Genomic DNA, 16,087 nt, shown 5'->3' with positions numbered 1-16,087 from the left:
ACCCTTTTAAATAAAACGGCAATGGCGAACAGCAAACATAAGAAACCACTAGACACTACGACCTTTCAGAGGATTCTTAAGTGGTATCTTTTGGCCTTGGCCGGTATTGCTCTAACCATTATCGTTGCCCAAATTCTAATACAAGCGCACTTAAACTCCCAACTCAACGATTCACGGGTCATTAAGATTGCTGGCCGCCAACGGGCATTCAGCCAAAAGTTGGTAAAGGAAATATTACTGCTTAAAGAAACCAACATCCCTATAGATAGGCAACAAATCATATCGGAAATAGAGAAAACCTTAATGGTTTGGAAAGCATCTCATCATGGGCTGCAATCCGAGGATAGGAAAATGAGACTTCCCGTTGAAAAGAATACCGAAATCCTATCCCTTTTTGAAGAAATAGACCCGCACCACAAGGCAATGGTCGGCGCCATAGAGACAATTTTATCCCAAAAAGGCCAAACAGAAGATTTTGAGAAGCAAAAAACCATTCTCCTAGAAAACGAACGGACTTTTTTGTGGATGATGGACAATATAGTAAATAAGTATGGTGCTCATAGTAATGCTCAATTACAGAACTTGAAAAAAAAGAATATTGGCTTCTTGCTTTTTCACTTTTGATTTTGCTTCTGGAAATGTTCTTTATTTTTAGACCGCTGTCGGTACAGACACGCAAAACGATTTTCAAGTTGATGCGTGCACAAACGGAATTGAACGCCAACGCCGAAAAAATAAAAACGCTTTTAACGGAGCAGGGAAAAGCTTTAAAAGAGTTACAAGAACTCAATTTTGTAATCGGTAATGCAGCCCTATTCGCAAGTGCCAGAAACGATGGAAGCATTGTTTTCATAAGCAAAAAATTTATGCACTTATTGAACCTTAAAGAAGCCCAGTTGAACAAGCCTTTATCGGAACTTTTGATTACGGACGAGGGTCAGCAACAGTACTTAAAAGAAATCTTTAAAAGCAATAGAAAAACAATATTAGAAATGAGGAGATGGCATTGACCACATTAGATGGTAAGCGCATTTGGTTTGACATGTCCATTATACCCATGCACCAAGCAAGCAGACAACAGAGCATCTTAATTCTTTGCTCCGATATTACGCAGCGTAAGCAAAACGCCTTGAAACTTGAGCAATTGACCCAAGATAATTTCGAGGAACGTATGCTTCAAAAGAAACGCCAGGCCAGTCAAATAGTGGAGTGTCAGGAAGAAGAACGAAAACGCATCGCCAAAGACATTCATGACGGTATTGGTCAGATGCTAACGGCATTACGATTTAATATAGAGTCCATCGACCTTGCGAACAAAGAAAAATCAGTGGAGAAAATATCCTACCTTAAAGACCTTACCGCTGACCTTATCAAAGGTGTACGTACCGCTACGTTTAATTTGACACCTCCGGAATTGAGCGATCACGGTATTTTCCCGGCCCTCCAAAAAATGACCGTAGAACTCTCTAAACTCACAGGAAAAACAATTCTTTTCGAAAATAAATCGGACACCAACATCCGCTTGGACTCCCTTGCCGAAACCAATATTTATAGGGTTACCCAAGAGGCCGTTAATAATGCCATAAAATATGCGCAGGCGAACTATATTCTGGTCACTATCAATTTTAAGGAAGCTATTTTAAGCATTGTTATTGATGACGACGGCAAAGGTTTTAATACCAACATCTTAAACGATGTGCCTAAAAACAATAGCGAAGGCGGTATGGGGCTTTTTTTTATGAAAGAACACATCAGTTACATTAACGGACGTCTCTTTATACATTCCGAACCGGGAAAGGGAACACGTGTAACCATTAATTACAAAAGCGAACAAAAAACAATCTTGAATGGAACAGAATGAGTTATATCCCGTTTTTCTAAAAGTGTCGCAATTGCATATTTTAATTGTGGGCGGAGGCAACGTTGCTGAGGAGAAACTGACCTTTTTACTAAAATCCAGTCCTAATGCACAAGTGGAAATGATTTCTCCAATGTATCGCAAGGGCACCATTGAACTGGCCGAAAAGCATCATGTAAAAATGCATAAGGGACGTTATAAAAGGAGGCTTTTGAGAAAAAAACACCTCGTCATTGCAACGACGGAATTTCCAAAAGTAAACGAACAAGTTTATGCAGATTGCAGAAAACGTTCTATTTTAGTGAATGTGGCGGACAACCCACCTTTTTGCGATTTTTATATGGGCGGTATCGTTACCAAAGGCAATGTAAAAGTCGCTATTTCCACCAATGGAAAATCGCCAACAACGGCCAAGCGCTTGCGCCAATTCTTTGAAGATGTGATTCCGGAAAATATCGATGATTTGGTAAAGAACCTCAACGAATACCGCAAAACTATAAAAGGAGATTTTGAAGAAAAAGTAGAGACCCTGAACGAATTCACTAAGGGGTTGGTCCAAAAAAAAGAAAAGGATGAAAATAAGGATTAGAGGAAATTCCATTAGATACCGTTTAACAAAATCAGAAGTGGAGACTTTCTGTGCAACGGGGCGTTATGAAGAATCTACGAACTTTGGCAATTCGGTATTTACCTATGTGCTGGAAGCCAAAGAAGCTACTGCTGTCCTAGATGCGGAGTTTAAAGACAATACAATTACCTTATTTATGTCCAAAGAAATGAGTGTGGGCTGGTATACCTCTAATGAAATAGGCTTTAGGCATACCTTGGTCAGGGCCGATAATTTCGAGCTTTCGCTTTTAGTGGAAAAGGATTTCGTGTGTATGGACGAGACTATTGAAGATCAATGCGATAATTATCCCAATCCAAAAGCGTAAAAAAACCGACTCCTAAAAATCATCTTTTCCCTTTCTACAAGCCCTTCGGCTTTACTCAGGATAAACTCCGAGACTCGCCTCTCCTTAAATTCAGTGCGCATACGGATTATTCCTAACTAAAAAAGCCCCCCGTTTACCGGAGAGCTTTTACTTTGTACAGGCCCTTCGGCTTCGCTCAGGATAAACTCCGAGACATCGCTCTCCTTAAATTCAGTACGCATACGGATTATTCCTAACTAAAAAAGCCCCTCGTTTACCGAAGAGCTCTTACTTTGTACAGGCGGAGAGACTCGAACTCTCACACCTTGCGGCACTAGATCCTAAGTCTAGCGTGTCTACCAATTCCACCACGCCTGCATCACTATTTCCCGAAAATTAATCCGTTTATCGGGCTGCAAATATAATGTAATTTTTGAATTTTGAAACCTACTTTATCAAAAAGTTGTTTTTAGGTATCTAGCCGAATTTTATAAAGAAAGAATGACCCTATTTTGTCCCCATAAGTTCCACGCCATCCCAATTATCCTCTATCTCTTGGGTAATAAGGTGGGCCGATTTATTTAAAAATAATTTAGAGGTTTTATCCAAGACGTTCAATTTAAAAATTTCCTGAAACGCAACCGCCGCCATAGCAAATTCCATGTTAAAATAATAATTCATAGCATCATTGAACGTTGGGGTTGTTTGTAACTTATGGCGGAATAATAAATCCTCATCCCCATCGATACACTCGTACAATTCTATGGCTTTTTGTTTTCCTTTGACCTGAACAGGTCCTAAATACCTAAAGTTAAATTCCTTCAGCTCAGTCAATTTATCTTTGCACTCCTTTGTCAACAAGATTGAGGTGCCATAGTGCTTGGATAGACCCTCTATTCGTGCAGCGGTATTCACGGTATCCGAAATAATAGCAGCATCTAAACGGTTACTATCTCCCGTAATCCCCATAATTAAATGACCATCCTGCATACCCACGCCAATTCTAACGGGCAACCGGTTCTTTAATACCCGCTCCTTATTATATTCATGTAGCACTTTATGCATTTCTACAGACGCCGTTAGGGCACTTTGTGGACCATCTGGAAATAAAGCCATGAACCCATCTCCCAAATATTGCATAATAAACCCTCCATTCTTCCTTACAATAGGCCCCATACGGTTGTTAAAACCGTTTACGAACAAAAAATTATCTCTAGGGGACAGCCTTTCAGAAATCGTTGTGAATTCACGGATATCCGCAAATACAACTGTTACCTCTCTTTCCGCAAGGTCACCTAATAGGACTTCTGTAATTTTAGCCTTACCTAACGATTTTATGAATTCCGAGGGAACAAATTTCTGACTTACCTCATGGATTTGACGTATAGCTTCCTCCCGATCCCGTGCCTCCTTTAAGCCTTTTTGATATAAATGTGCGCTTTCAATGGCGGCGGCTGTTTGTAAGGCAATCGTAGTAAGTAATTTTAATTCTGCAGCTGTAAATTCTTTTTTGTCCTCGTGCCCTAAGATAACCATCCCCAGTGTTCTATGCTTCACTTTCAACGGTGCATACATGACTGCTTTAAGATGCTTTAGGGATGGATTATCCTTAATCCTATTCTCAGGAACTATAGCAGAATTACCCTTTAAAATTAAGGCTTTAAGAACATCATTCTGACTTTTGATATTTTCGCCACTATTTGGGTTGTGTCCAAAAGCGGCAAGTTCCGTAACCTTACCCTCCTCTGGTTCGTAGAGTAAAAATAGACCATGGGTAGAACCGATGATTTGGGAAGATTCCTGTAACGCAATTTCGGCAATAGAGTCCCTGTCAATTTTTTCCGAAATCATCTCACTAAGGCCGTAAATCATATTGATTTCACGGTAAAGGCTCAATACCTCCTTTCCAATTCTTTTCTTCTCAAACTCTTTGGTCAATAAGGCTTTGATAAGATTGGCCATTAAGGAGCCATTGGAAGTAGTAGTCTTAACAGTCCCCAAGTTTAGTTCATCAATACGTAAATCAAAGGTATAGGGATATTCCGCATCTATAGTACCCCATAGTACCCCATGATCATAATCCAAAACAAGCAGCTCCATTTTAAAATAGGCCGTCATTTGCTTAATGAGGGAAATCGAATCCTTATCCCTTTTAAGCACATATTTTAAGGCTCTATTCCATAAAGAAATGCCATTTTCGCCCATGTCCGCTTTACCCTTTAATTATTTCCTCTGCAACCGCCAGCATTTCATCTGGATCAAATGGTTTTGTCATGTATCGATCGGCTCCCATATCCAATCCTTTTTGACGGTCTACCTCTTGGCCCTTGGCCGTTAAAAGAATGATATAAACCTCTGTAAGTTTGAGTTCCTTTTTAACTTTTTGGCAGACCTCCATCCCGTTCATTTTTGGCATCATTACATCCAAGAAGACCAAATTAGGCTGCTCTTTTTTTATAATATCCAAAGCCTGTTCCCCATTTTCGGCGAACAAAAGTTCCACACCCACATCCTCCAAGTCTTCTAAGGTCTGCTCAATAAGCATTCTAATATGAGGTTCATCATCTACAATCAGTAATTTTTTATTCATGCTTTTCTTTTAAATTGAATTGGTGCGGGAAACCATTTATTCATAAACAAAGAACATGACGTTCTCCATCCCCTTTTGTACTTTCAAATCTTTGATAAAGTTCTTATCCCCATTATAAATTGAATTGAGCATAATGATATCAGGCATCGACTCGTTTGCCGTTTGCAACAGATTATCCGATGTAGCTTCCACCACTTTGTAGCCACGTGCACTTAAAACCTCGGTCAAGGTCTTTACCGCTGAGGCATCTTCATCAACGACCAGAACTTTCTTTTTGGAAACCCCCTGTTCCAGTAATTCGTCTACTTCGTGAAATAGTTTCTCCGTATCAATAGGTTTGGTCAAATAGCGATCTACACCAATTCTAAATCCACGTTCCTTATCCTGTACGATAGAAAGTATGATGATAGGAATATCCATGGTAGCGGGGTCATTCTTTAATACTGCCGCTACGTCAAAGCCATTAATCTCCGGCATCATCACATCTAAAATAATTAGGTCCGGTTTCTCTAAACGCACCATATCCAATGCCGCTTTGCCATTTGCCGCCTCACGCACCCGGTATCCGGTGTCCGTCAGCTCCTGCCGTAACAAGGACCGTATAGGGGTATCGTCGTCTACCACCAAAATTGTGGGTTTACCGTCCGGTTTTTTACGGGAACTATGACTTATCTGCTTTTTAAGACTTCTAAGGATACGGTCTAGCTGTATGGGTTCTTGCGTGGCCGCTTCTCCCAGAACGGGTATTGAAAAGAAAAAGGTACTCCCCACATTAAATTCACTTTTCATCCAGATAATTCCACCGTGGTGCTCAATGATTTCCCTACAGATGGGAAGTCCCAAACCAGTACCCTGTGGCTTATCGGTCAACGTATCGCCAGCTTGCCTAAAGCGCTCAAAAATTTTGTGGCGATCTTCATCCGCAATACCCACGCCGGTATCCTGCACTTCAAAAATAAGCTGTCCTTTATCCTGATACGCTTCCAAGCTTACCGTTCCTTTTTCAGTGAATTTTACGGCATTGGATAATAGGTTGATGACCACTTGAATCAACTTATCCTCGTCCGCTTTGATAATGGGCAAGTCCTCCGGAATATTTTTCTTTAGTTTCAATCCTTTTTGTTCGAAGAGGGAAGACGTAGCTGCTATACCCCTATGAATTACATCTTGAAGAAATATGGGGCGCATGTTCCACTCCATTTTGCCGGATTCTATTTTGGCCAAATCCAATACGTCATTAATGAGGTTCGTTAGTCGTTCCCCTTCGGAGACGACCACATCCAAATTCTCACTAACTTGCTTCATGGTTCGCTTGATCTTCTGATCACTAACGTCGACGGCCGGGAATATTTTATCCTCCAACCGTTTACGAATAATTTTGGCAAAGCCCAAGACCGAAGTTAAAGGTGTTCTTAATTCATGGCTTACCGTAGATAGAAAGGCACTTTTGGCTTCATTGGCGTCCTCAGCCTTTGCTTTTGCCTCTTTGGCTTCTTCAAAAAGCTCTGCGTTGTGTAGGGCAATACCAACATTTATTGCAATTGTCTTTAATAAATTTTTGTCCTGTTCATTAAACCTACTCTCTTGTTGGGTGCTCTGAACACTCAATACCCCAATAATTGTATCCTCCACGGGAATAGGCACCCCCAGATAGGAAACCGCCTGTTTGCCTGAATGTTTTACCCCAATTTTATCATACTCTGCGGCTATATCCGCATCTTTATTGATTAATAGCGGTTCCCCAGTCTTAATAATTTGAGAGGTTAAGCCCTCCCCAAAATTCATGGGCTGCATATCATCTCCATCTTCGTATGGGAAACTGATGATATTGGTATCCGGATTCAAAATGGCCAAATAGGTAATGTCTGACTTAAACAATTTTTTCATTTCATCGCCCACCAACTGGATCAAATCATTGAGTTGTAGCTTTTCGGTCAACGCTTGGCTTACTTGGTTGACCGTTGCCAATTCCTGTAAGCGCTGGTTGGCTTCCTTGGTCCGCTCCTCAACTGTATCTTCCAAAACCTTTTGCTGGTTTAGAAGGATTTTGGTACGCGCTTTTACAATAAGGTACACCACTGTTAAAAATGCCAGGCCATACAGAAGGTACGCCCACCAGGTAGCATACCAAGGAGCCTTTATGGAAAAAGAAACCGAAGCCTCCTCCGTAATATCCCCATAGATATTTTGCGCCCTGGTTTTAAAGGTATAGCTACCCGCCGGTAGATTGATATACTCACGTGTTGTTTGCGAAGTCCACTCAGACCATTTATCATCCAAGCCGCTTAACTGCGTACTATACTTTATATCCCTTTGGCCAACAAAAAGTGGTGATGCGTACCCTAAGGTAACTGAGTTTTTAGCAAACGGAATGCTCATCTTTTCTGGAAAGATCGTATTTCCTCCATAAACGATGGAATCCCCAGCAATAGTCATACTTCTTACCGCTACCTTAAATTGTGGGATTACAGGTTTTTCCAAATCACCCTCATATCTAAAAATCCCATCTGGGCCTGAAAACCAAATAACCCTAGAACCGTCTGCTCTAGCTTCCTCAGGGTAAATATTAGATATACGTGCGTTGTTAAGTTCTTTGAATGTATCTGTATTCACTACCTTAAACTCCCCATTATCCTGTTTCTCTGCAATCATAATTCCAGAACCCACATCAAAAAATTGTTTTCCATCGTCCGTTATTTTACCTCCAGAACCCGGTTTTTTCCAATCTATATAATCATCAAAAAAGAATTTCTTTTTCTCAAAACGTTGATTATCCTCATTAAAATAATACGTTTCTTCAACTGTGTCTGCAAATACGTTCATTTCGTCCTCATTGCCCCCAACGTAAATGATAGATTTTGGCACTCCATCCTTTTCGTCATATATAACAAATTCAGATGCGTCTATATCAAGTTTACCTTCGATAAACTTAGGTATCACTTTTATTGCCTGAGCCTCCGTTCTTGTACTCAACCATAGTGATCCATCAGTATTTTCATAATAGCCAGTTAGAGGGGGTAATTTATAAGTAACCGATTCTTCCTCAAATTCCTCTGTTTTTTCATTAAAGTAAAAACTCATGAGGCCTTGAGGATGCGAAACATATATTCTGCTACTATCCACTTTAGATTGTACCGAGTTACCAGCCCTAAAATCATAATTGATATTTTTCCTTACGTAGCTAAAGGATTTGTCCTTTAATTCAATATAACCCATACCGCTGGTACCTGTAAACAAACGATCACGGAATTTTACGAAATTAGCTCCTTGACCAAATGTGGCAGGAATTTCAATAATCTCATTTTTACTTTCATCTAAATAGGACACACCATTGTTTGTGCTAATATACAAGGTACCCTTATGGCGGTATATCGACTTAGCATCAGTGGTCAGACCCATATTTGAATCCAATAAGGTAAGACTTGAATTTAAGTTGGTACTGGATATCCCTTTAAAAAGTGCCATCCATAAGACCCCTCTTGAATCTACGTGGACAAAGTTTACAGCGCCATCCGGCAAACCGGTAGCTGGGGTATATTTTTGCAGGAAGGAACCGTCGTGACCTATAAGATATGCCCCGGCATCATTAGTATTAAATACGTAACGGCCGTCTTCTAAGGCGAATCCAGGGAGATAAAGATTTCCTTTGACAAATTCATCGATTTCTGTTTTGAACGGCGTGAAATCTCTACCATCATAAATATAGAATCCTTCATTTCTTGTGCCAATCAACACCTTATCATCATAGGGCAGTATAGCGTAAATTCGTTCACTCGCAAATTTCTCTCCATTGGGCACAAGCTCAAACGTATCATCATCCGTAAGTTTAGTCAGACCCACGTCCCAAATTCTCAAATAATACTCATCGTTGACAATACCGCCTACATGCAACCCATTCTCCGATGTTATCACTTTCATAGCTTCCCCGTCCCAGCAATACAGTTTAAACTCCGTTCTAAAAATCACCCTACCTTTGTAATAGTCAATTTCCCAAACATCAGCAAAAACAGCATGTTCTTCAGGTATTTTATCATTTAAAGATTCATAACTCATTTCTCCATTATCCAATGTTGTGATGTATCCCAATTGCCCTGAGCCTCCAACATAAATAATACCCTTATCGTCCTTTACCAAACTACGGGTGCCAATACCAGGAGTTTCTATCAAGTTCCAGTTTACTCCATCAAACTGTAAAACACCGTCAAGATTAGCAAAATACATGATACCGTCATCAGCTTCTAACGCCCACCAGTTTACTGGGTCAGCCTCATAATCTTGGTAGCTATAGGAAGTAATTAAAGGCCGTCCTACCTGTTCTTGGGCTAGTAGTGAAGCAAAAAATGAAAAAATAAAGATAAAGCTGAAGCAAAGGCTTTTGCCTAGCGCAAAACGGTAATGGTTTTCTTGCATGTTGGTTTGGTATAAATAGTACAGGCGGAGGGGGAGTTAACCTGTATATTCTAAATATACAAAATAAACAATTACATCCTCTAATTGTTTATAATAAAACAAGAAGGGATTGGGCTTCCACTAAATTTTCTTCTTTGTGCGTTGAACATTATTAGTTAAAATACTTCTTTTTCGTACATTTAAAACTTTCCAAAATATGCTATGACACAGATTACAGATTACATTGCCCAAAACAAACAACGATTTTTAAACGAACTCATCGAACTCCTTAAAATACCTTCTATAAGTGCGGATAATGCCTATTCCAAAGATGTACTTCGTACGGCAGCATCCGTAAAAGATGCGCTAGAAAAGGCGGGTTGCGATGTAGTGGAAATTCATGAAACAGAAGGCTATCCTATCGTTTATGGAGAGAAAATAATAAACGAAACCTTGCCTACGGTCTTGGTATACGGACATTATGATGTACAACCGCCAGACCCATTAGACTTATGGAACTCACCACCGTTTGAACCTGTCATCCAAAAAACCGACCTACATCCAGAAGGGGCCATATTCGCTAGAGGTGCTTGTGATGACAAGGGGCAGATGTACATGCACGTAAAAGCCTTGGAACTTATGGTACAAACAGGTCGGCTACCCTGTAACGTAAAATTCATGATAGAGGGCGAGGAAGAAGTGGGAAGTAACAATCTGGCCATTTACGTTGCCGAGAACAGGGAAAAACTGTCCAACGATATTATTCTTATTTCGGATACGGGCATGATCGCTAACGATATTCCTTCTATCACTACCGGACTAAGAGGTTTAAGTTATGTTGAAGTAGAAGTTACGGGTCCCAATAGAGACCTTCACTCCGGCCTTTATGGTGGTGCAGTGGCCAACCCCATCAATATTTTAACCAAAATGATTGCCGGTCTGCATGATGAGAATAATCGTATTACCATTCCAGGTTTTTACGACAACGTAGAAGAACTTTCCAAAGGGGAACGAGCGGAGATGGCCAAAGCCCCTTTTAGTTTGGAAGCCTATAAGAAAGCATTGGATATTGATGCTGTTTATGGGGAAAAGGGGTATACGACCAATGAGCGGAATGCCATACGCCCCACACTAGATGTCAATGGTATATGGGGAGGTTATACTGGCGAAGGTGCCAAAACCGTAATTGCCAGTAAGGCTTTTGCGAAAATTAGCATGCGTTTGGTCCCCAATCAGGATTGGAAAGAAATAACGACACTGTTCAAAAACCATTTTGAAAGCATAGCTCCTAAAGGAGTAAAAGTCAAGGTTACCCCGCATCACGGCGGTCAAGGCTACGTTACGCCCATTGATACCGTTGGGTACCAAGCCGCATCAAAAGCCTACGAGACTACCTTTGGCAAAAAACCTATTCCGCAACGTAGTGGTGGCAGCATACCTATAGTTTCACTTTTTGAAAAAGAATTAAATAGCAAAACCATTCTCATGGGGTTTGGCCTGGATAGCGATGCCATTCATTCCCCTAATGAGCATTTTGGGGTGTGGAATTATTTAAAAGGTATAGAGACCATTCCGTATTTCTATCAATACTTTACGGAGATGAATTCTTAAATAAAAGCAAGATGGCTGCGCTTTTAGAACATGAATAAGAACAAGCTGTATTCTAGTTTCTAAAATTATATTTTCTTCACGTATTTGGTAATAAGAACGGTCTGTGTGGGTCCCACTTTGCCTTCAATGTATTCAGCGTTCTCACGATCAAGTGAAATTCTGCGAACGGCCGTACCCTGTTTGGCCACTTGACTGGACCCTCTTATTTTGAGGTCTTTGATAAGTACTACACTATCTCCATTCTCTAGAATAACGCCGTTCACATCTCTGTGAATAATTTTTTCATTTTCAGAAAGTCCTTCCCCCGTAGCTTTGGCCCATTCCAAAACAGTATCCTCCAAATACATCATGTCCAACAAATCGTTTGGCCAGCCCTCCGTTTTCTTTAATCTTTGAAGCATGCGCCACGCCACCACATTAACCGTATCGTACTCGCTCCAAATACTGTCATTTAAACAACGCCAATGGTTAGGGTCCATTTCAGCTGCTTTTTCAATTTGCGATCGGCAGGTATTACAAGCCAGTAGACTTACGTCCAGTCCGCTAATAGAAACTGGTGGCACCTCGTAAATATCTAAATCTGTAGTTGCGGCACAAAGCTCACAAGCAGTACCGCTGCGCTCCTGTAAATCGGTCAATACACTCATTAAATTGAATTTAAGGAACAAACTTAATCTTTTTACATCAAGCAAGATATATGTTTGGGGCGTTACCCTAAAAAAGGGTCGGGCTATACATTACAAGTCCATTTTACCCTTACGGGAAAATCCGGGCTTTCCATTTCTATCCCTAACGCAAAATCAAAAATTAAACTCTACACTTGTAGAATTAAAATTTTTATTCTATGTTTGTAGAGTTAATTCTAAGAACGTAGAAATGCAGCTATCAAAAACCGAGGAAGAACTAATGAATATCGTATGGAAGCAAAAAAAAGCCTTTATGAAAGATTTACTGGACTCCTACGAAGAACCCAAACCAGCGACCACCACCATAGCCACCCTTTTAAAAAGGATGACGGACAAAGGTTATATCGCATACAAAAGCTATGGTAGAAGCAGGGAATATTACCCTTTAGTAAAGAAGAAAGACTATTTCTCTAAACACGTAAACGGACTCATTAAAAATTTTTTCAACGATAGTCCAGGTCAGTTTGCCTCATTTTTTACTCAGGAAACAGACCTCAGCAAAAAAGAACTGGAAGCATTAAAAAAACTAATAGACGACGAAATCAAAAAGAAATAATAATGTTGATATATCTATTAAAATCCGGGGCCTGCATGGCCGTATTTCTGCTTTTTTACAAACTATTCTTAGAGCAAGAGAACATGCATGTTTTTAAGAGATTCTTCTTATTAACGGCAATTGTAGCCTCCTTTTTAATACCAGGCATCGTATTTACCTCCTATGTGGAAACCGTTTCGGAAAACATCGAAAACATTGCTAACGTGCCTTATGTAGCCGTGGTTTCCAATGAACCCAAAGATTTAGATATGATCAACTGGAGTTTGATAATGACCACTATATATTTAATAGGAATCATTTTTTTTAGTTTCCGGTTCTTTAGAAACCTCTTTCAAATTTTAAGACGGATCAAAATAAACCCAAATTTTAAGGCAGCCTCTAGTGTTAGGGTTCTTCTAAAAGAAGTACTACCACCGCACACGTTCCTTAGTTACATTTTTTTGAATAAGAAAAAGTATGAAGAGAATGCTATCCCCAAAGAAGTATTGCTACATGAAGAAACACATGCCAAGCAACGCCATAGCCTAGATGTTCTTTTCGTAGAATTTCTACAAGTAATACTATGGTTTAATCCCCTAGTCTATCTCTATAAAAAAGCGATAAAACTAAATCATGAATTTTTGGCAGATAATGCCGTACTACAACAAGAAATTCACACTAAAAATTACCAGAATACATTACTGTCCTATTTATCAAAGGAAAGTCTGGAAAAATATCAGTCAACCGGCATTGCGAATGCCATTAATTATTCATCAATCAAAAAACGATTTACCGTCATGAAAAAAAGAACATCAAAAAAAGCAATCGTATTAAGAAGTTTTCTGCTGATTCCATTAACAGGACTGCTGTTATTTGGATTTAGTGAAAGTAAAGTAATTGAAATTCAAAAAGACAATGTTGAAGTCAGTGAAATAGCATTTCTCATTGAAAACATTGCCATTCGGATAGATGAAGAAGGAAATTTATATATTGACGATAATGAAAAAATAACTCTTGAAAGCTTAGAAGCACATCTATTAAGCCTAAATAAAAACCTCTCTAAGATAGAAAGAGAACAACAGGTCAGCGCAATTGTAAAAGTAACGTCGAATACGCCCAAAGCCATTATTAAAGAGGTAGACCGTATCGTAACGGATTATGGTGTCGCTCAAATAGACGTTGTTCGTCAAGAACCCCTGTACATAGGTATACTAAAAGAGGATAAACCCGAACAATCTCAGATTGAAAAGTACAACACTTTAGCCAAAAAATACAATGCTGTTCCCATAGAAAAACGAGTCATTCCGTTGAAGGATTTAAAAATCTTGGAGCGTATTTATAAAGGAATGACAAAAATCCAAAAAAAGGAAGCGCAGCCCTTCCCTGAGTGTCTTCCAAAAAATTCTCAAGACGGTGCATCCAGGGACCAAATGGCAGCATACAACGCCTTAGCCAAAAAGTATAATGAAATGGATAGCGACCGTATGCGTATTCTAAAAAGTGATGTAGAACGTTTGGAATTCATCTATAGTTTAATGTCGGACAAGCAAAAAGCCGACGCTGAACCCTTTCCAGACTTTCCGGAACCACCACCGGCACCAAAAGCTCCAAAAGTTCCCAATGAAAGAGAGCAAGCTGCGGTTCAAATAAAAGAAATAATTGAAAAACAAGATCCGTATGATGTTGTTGGATCAGCCAGAATCACGGACCCCACTTCAACACCTAGATCACCAAAAGTTTACATTGGCAAAATTGAGAAAGATGCTCCTCCACAAACTTCTGTATTAAAAGCAGAGGTTAAATCAATACAGACACCACCTCCTTCAACTCCACCATCTCCATTGGACCATATTATCGATATGGCCAAAAAGGGTGCGATTTTTATGTATAAGGGGAAAGAGATTTCATCTGATAAGGCGATAGCGCTTATAAAAGAAAATAGCGATTTAAGCATAAGCACAAAACGAACGAACAATGAAACTCCAATCGTAAAAATTTCCAAGTATTTATAAAGCGGATATAACCAGCGTTTTAAAAAAGCCTTCAATTTGAAGGCTTTTTGTATAACAATTCTAAGCAAACCACGTTCTAACAGGTAAGACGATCATCAACACTGAAGAGATTTCAGCATCAATCAAAAAACAAAACGTATGTTACAAGATTTTTTTATTCTCTGCTGCGGGGCAGATTCCGAAATTTTAAAAACCTGTTCCAAAGGAGAACAGAACAAATATGCAGGCATCGGCGCCACGGTATTTTTTACCGCTGTGATGGCATTTATTGCAAGTAGCTATGCCTTATATACTGTTTTTGACAGCGTTTATGCAGCGATATTCTTTGGCTTTATATGGGGTCTTCTTATTTTTAATCTAGACCGCTTCATAGTTTCTACCATCAAAAAAAGAGCTAATTTTTCACAAGAGTTATTACAAGCTACACCGAGAATTATACTAGCGCTTATCATTGCAGTGGTCATTTCCAAACCCTTGGAAATGAAAATTTTTGAGAAAGAAATCAACCAGGTACTACTAGAACAGAAGAACGAACTTACCCTTGCCAACAAGGAACAACTAGCGCTGCAGTACGCACCATCCGTTGCTAAGTTAAATCAAGATATTGACTCTTTGAAAGCGGAAATAGCCCTAAAAGAGGCAGAGACCAATGCACTTTATGACACTTATATTTCCGAAGCGGAAGGTACTGCCGGCACCAAACTTTTAGGTAAAGGTCCTGTATATGCTGAAAAGCGAGAAAAACATGACGCCGCTCTTGCGGAGCTTCAATCACTAAAATCTACTAACGCTGAAAAAATTTCGGGTATAGAAGCGGACATTACAGCCTTAAATAAGGAATATGCCGATGTGGTGAAAAATTCCCAGCCTATCATTGATGGTTTTGATGGTTTAATGGCACGCATCACCGCTTTGGGAGAATTACCATGGTTTCCATCCTTCTTTATTTTTCTATTGTTCCTAGCTATCGAAACCTCTCCCATTATCGCAAAACTTTTAGCGCCAAAAGGTGAGTATGACATAAAGCTGGAAGAAGAAGAAAGCATTCTAGCTTCATGGGTGGCCCAAAAAGTGGCCCAACGTAAACTAATTGTATCTACGGATAGTGATATCAACCAAAAAATCTATGAAGACCTAAAAGGTGAAGAAGAACTTTATGGGTACAAGAAGAAAAAAGCCGAAGAATTACTTCGTTTACAAGCCGATACATTCCATAAGGTACAGGTTAAAAATCTTTAATTGTCAATGTGATTTTTTAATCAAGACTACCCAGTCTTGATTTTTAATATGCTCTTGTTTTAATGGTGGCGCGCCCATTTCGGTTGTACCACCGCCTTTTACAGATAATACACTTCCATTTTGAAGTTCGCCCCCTACCAAAGGGTTAAACCATTGAATGGTAAAAACACCTTCAATAGCATTTAAATCAATGGTGTAGTTCTTGGCGTCTGGCAAGTAAAGGGCATAGATCTCTCCAGGTTTTTCCAAACAA

Annotated in this window: 14 protein-coding genes and 1 tRNA gene; 9 read left to right on the top strand and 6 right to left on the bottom strand. The window is 39.7% G+C overall.

What is annotated here, in order from left to right; translation table 11 throughout:
• Positions 1 to 21 precede the first annotated feature (21 nt).
• Genes BFP77_RS17365 through BFP77_RS11220 form a run of 5 tightly spaced genes read left to right on the top strand, consistent with a single transcriptional unit; the run spans position 22 to position 2,793 of the window.
• Positions 22 to 624 carry a type IV pili methyl-accepting chemotaxis transducer N-terminal domain-containing protein gene (locus BFP77_RS17365; protein ID WP_257212948.1) on the top strand — a complete coding sequence of 201 codons (603 nt, stop codon included), beginning with the start codon at positions 22 to 24 and terminating at the stop codon, positions 622 to 624.
• Positions 625 to 638: 14 nt separating this feature from the next.
• Positions 639 to 1,010: a hypothetical protein gene (locus BFP77_RS17360; protein ID WP_257212947.1), complete on the top strand. Its 372-nt coding sequence runs from the start codon at positions 639 to 641 to the stop codon at positions 1,008 to 1,010.
• Positions 1,001 to 1,861, top strand: coding sequence for a sensor histidine kinase (locus BFP77_RS17355; protein ID WP_257212946.1), 861 nt, complete (start codon positions 1,001 to 1,003; stop codon positions 1,859 to 1,861). The genes BFP77_RS17360 and BFP77_RS17355 overlap by 10 nt, the downstream gene beginning before the upstream one ends.
• Positions 1,848 to 2,447: a precorrin-2 dehydrogenase/sirohydrochlorin ferrochelatase family protein gene (locus tag BFP77_RS11225; protein WP_099574118.1), complete on the top strand. Its 600-nt coding sequence runs from the start codon at positions 1,848 to 1,850 to the stop codon at positions 2,445 to 2,447. Before BFP77_RS17355 ends, BFP77_RS11225 begins: the two co-directional genes overlap by 14 nt.
• Positions 2,431 to 2,793: a DUF7009 family protein gene (locus BFP77_RS11220; protein ID WP_099574117.1), complete on the top strand. Its 363-nt coding sequence runs from the start codon at positions 2,431 to 2,433 to the stop codon at positions 2,791 to 2,793. Before BFP77_RS11225 ends, BFP77_RS11220 begins: the two co-directional genes overlap by 17 nt.
• A gap of 275 nt (positions 2,794 to 3,068) precedes the next feature.
• On the opposite strand, the gene BFP77_RS11215 is transcribed toward BFP77_RS11220, so the two are convergent.
• From BFP77_RS11215 to BFP77_RS11200, 4 genes are all read right to left on the bottom strand, one after another.
• Positions 3,069 to 3,150, bottom strand: a tRNA-Leu gene (locus BFP77_RS11215).
• Between the two features lie 129 nt (positions 3,151 to 3,279).
• The gene (locus BFP77_RS11210; RefSeq protein WP_099574116.1) at positions 3,280 to 4,977 is read right to left on the bottom strand and encodes an adenylate/guanylate cyclase domain-containing protein; all 1,698 of its coding nucleotides are present in this window, start codon (positions 4,975 to 4,977) and stop codon (positions 3,280 to 3,282) included.
• 7 nt (positions 4,978 to 4,984) lie between these two features.
• Positions 4,985 to 5,362, bottom strand: a complete 378-nt coding sequence (locus BFP77_RS11205) for a response regulator transcription factor (protein ID WP_099574115.1) — start codon at positions 5,360 to 5,362, stop codon at positions 4,985 to 4,987.
• Positions 5,363 to 5,398: 36 nt separating this feature from the next.
• Positions 5,399 to 9,772 carry a response regulator gene (locus BFP77_RS11200; RefSeq protein ID WP_099574114.1) on the bottom strand — a complete coding sequence of 1,458 codons (4,374 nt, stop codon included), beginning with the start codon at positions 9,770 to 9,772 and terminating at the stop codon, positions 5,399 to 5,401.
• A gap of 201 nt (positions 9,773 to 9,973) precedes the next feature.
• Here BFP77_RS11200 and BFP77_RS11195 point away from each other — a divergent pair, with 201 nt between their 5' ends.
• Positions 9,974 to 11,362: a dipeptidase gene (locus BFP77_RS11195; RefSeq protein ID WP_099574113.1), complete on the top strand. Its 1,389-nt coding sequence runs from the start codon at positions 9,974 to 9,976 to the stop codon at positions 11,360 to 11,362.
• A gap of 65 nt (positions 11,363 to 11,427) precedes the next feature.
• On the opposite strand, the gene BFP77_RS11190 is transcribed toward BFP77_RS11195, so the two are convergent.
• Positions 11,428 to 12,009, bottom strand: coding sequence for a PhnA domain-containing protein (locus tag BFP77_RS11190; protein WP_099574220.1), 582 nt, complete (start codon positions 12,007 to 12,009; stop codon positions 11,428 to 11,430).
• A gap of 229 nt (positions 12,010 to 12,238) precedes the next feature.
• On the opposite strand from BFP77_RS11190, the gene BFP77_RS11185 reads away from it, so the two are divergent.
• The 3 genes from BFP77_RS11185 to BFP77_RS11175 all read left to right on the top strand — a co-directional run bounded on the left by BFP77_RS11185 (position 12,239) and on the right by BFP77_RS11175 (position 15,834).
• A complete protein-coding gene (locus BFP77_RS11185; RefSeq protein WP_099574219.1) occupies positions 12,239 to 12,604 on the top strand; it encodes a BlaI/MecI/CopY family transcriptional regulator in 366 nt (121 codons plus the stop codon).
• A gap of 2 nt (positions 12,605 to 12,606) precedes the next feature.
• The gene (locus tag BFP77_RS11180) at positions 12,607 to 14,595 is read left to right on the top strand and encodes a M56 family metallopeptidase (RefSeq protein WP_099574112.1); all 1,989 of its coding nucleotides are present in this window, start codon (positions 12,607 to 12,609) and stop codon (positions 14,593 to 14,595) included.
• Between the two features lie 138 nt (positions 14,596 to 14,733).
• Positions 14,734 to 15,834 carry a DUF4407 domain-containing protein gene (locus tag BFP77_RS11175; RefSeq protein ID WP_099574111.1) on the top strand — a complete coding sequence of 367 codons (1,101 nt, stop codon included), beginning with the start codon at positions 14,734 to 14,736 and terminating at the stop codon, positions 15,832 to 15,834.
• Between the two features lie 3 nt (positions 15,835 to 15,837).
• Here the strand turns inward: BFP77_RS11175 and BFP77_RS11170 are convergent, their stop codons facing one another.
• The gene (locus BFP77_RS11170) at positions 15,838 to 16,083 is read right to left on the bottom strand and encodes a putative collagen-binding domain-containing protein (protein WP_099574110.1); all 246 of its coding nucleotides are present in this window, start codon (positions 16,081 to 16,083) and stop codon (positions 15,838 to 15,840) included.
• Positions 16,084 to 16,087 lie beyond the last annotated feature (4 nt).

The organism is Maribacter sp. 4U21 (genome assembly GCF_002742365.1).
GTDB lineage: Bacteria > Bacteroidota > Bacteroidia > Flavobacteriales > Flavobacteriaceae > Maribacter.
Note: the sequence above shows the minus strand (reverse complement) of the source record. Positions and strands in the feature narration are given on the sequence as shown.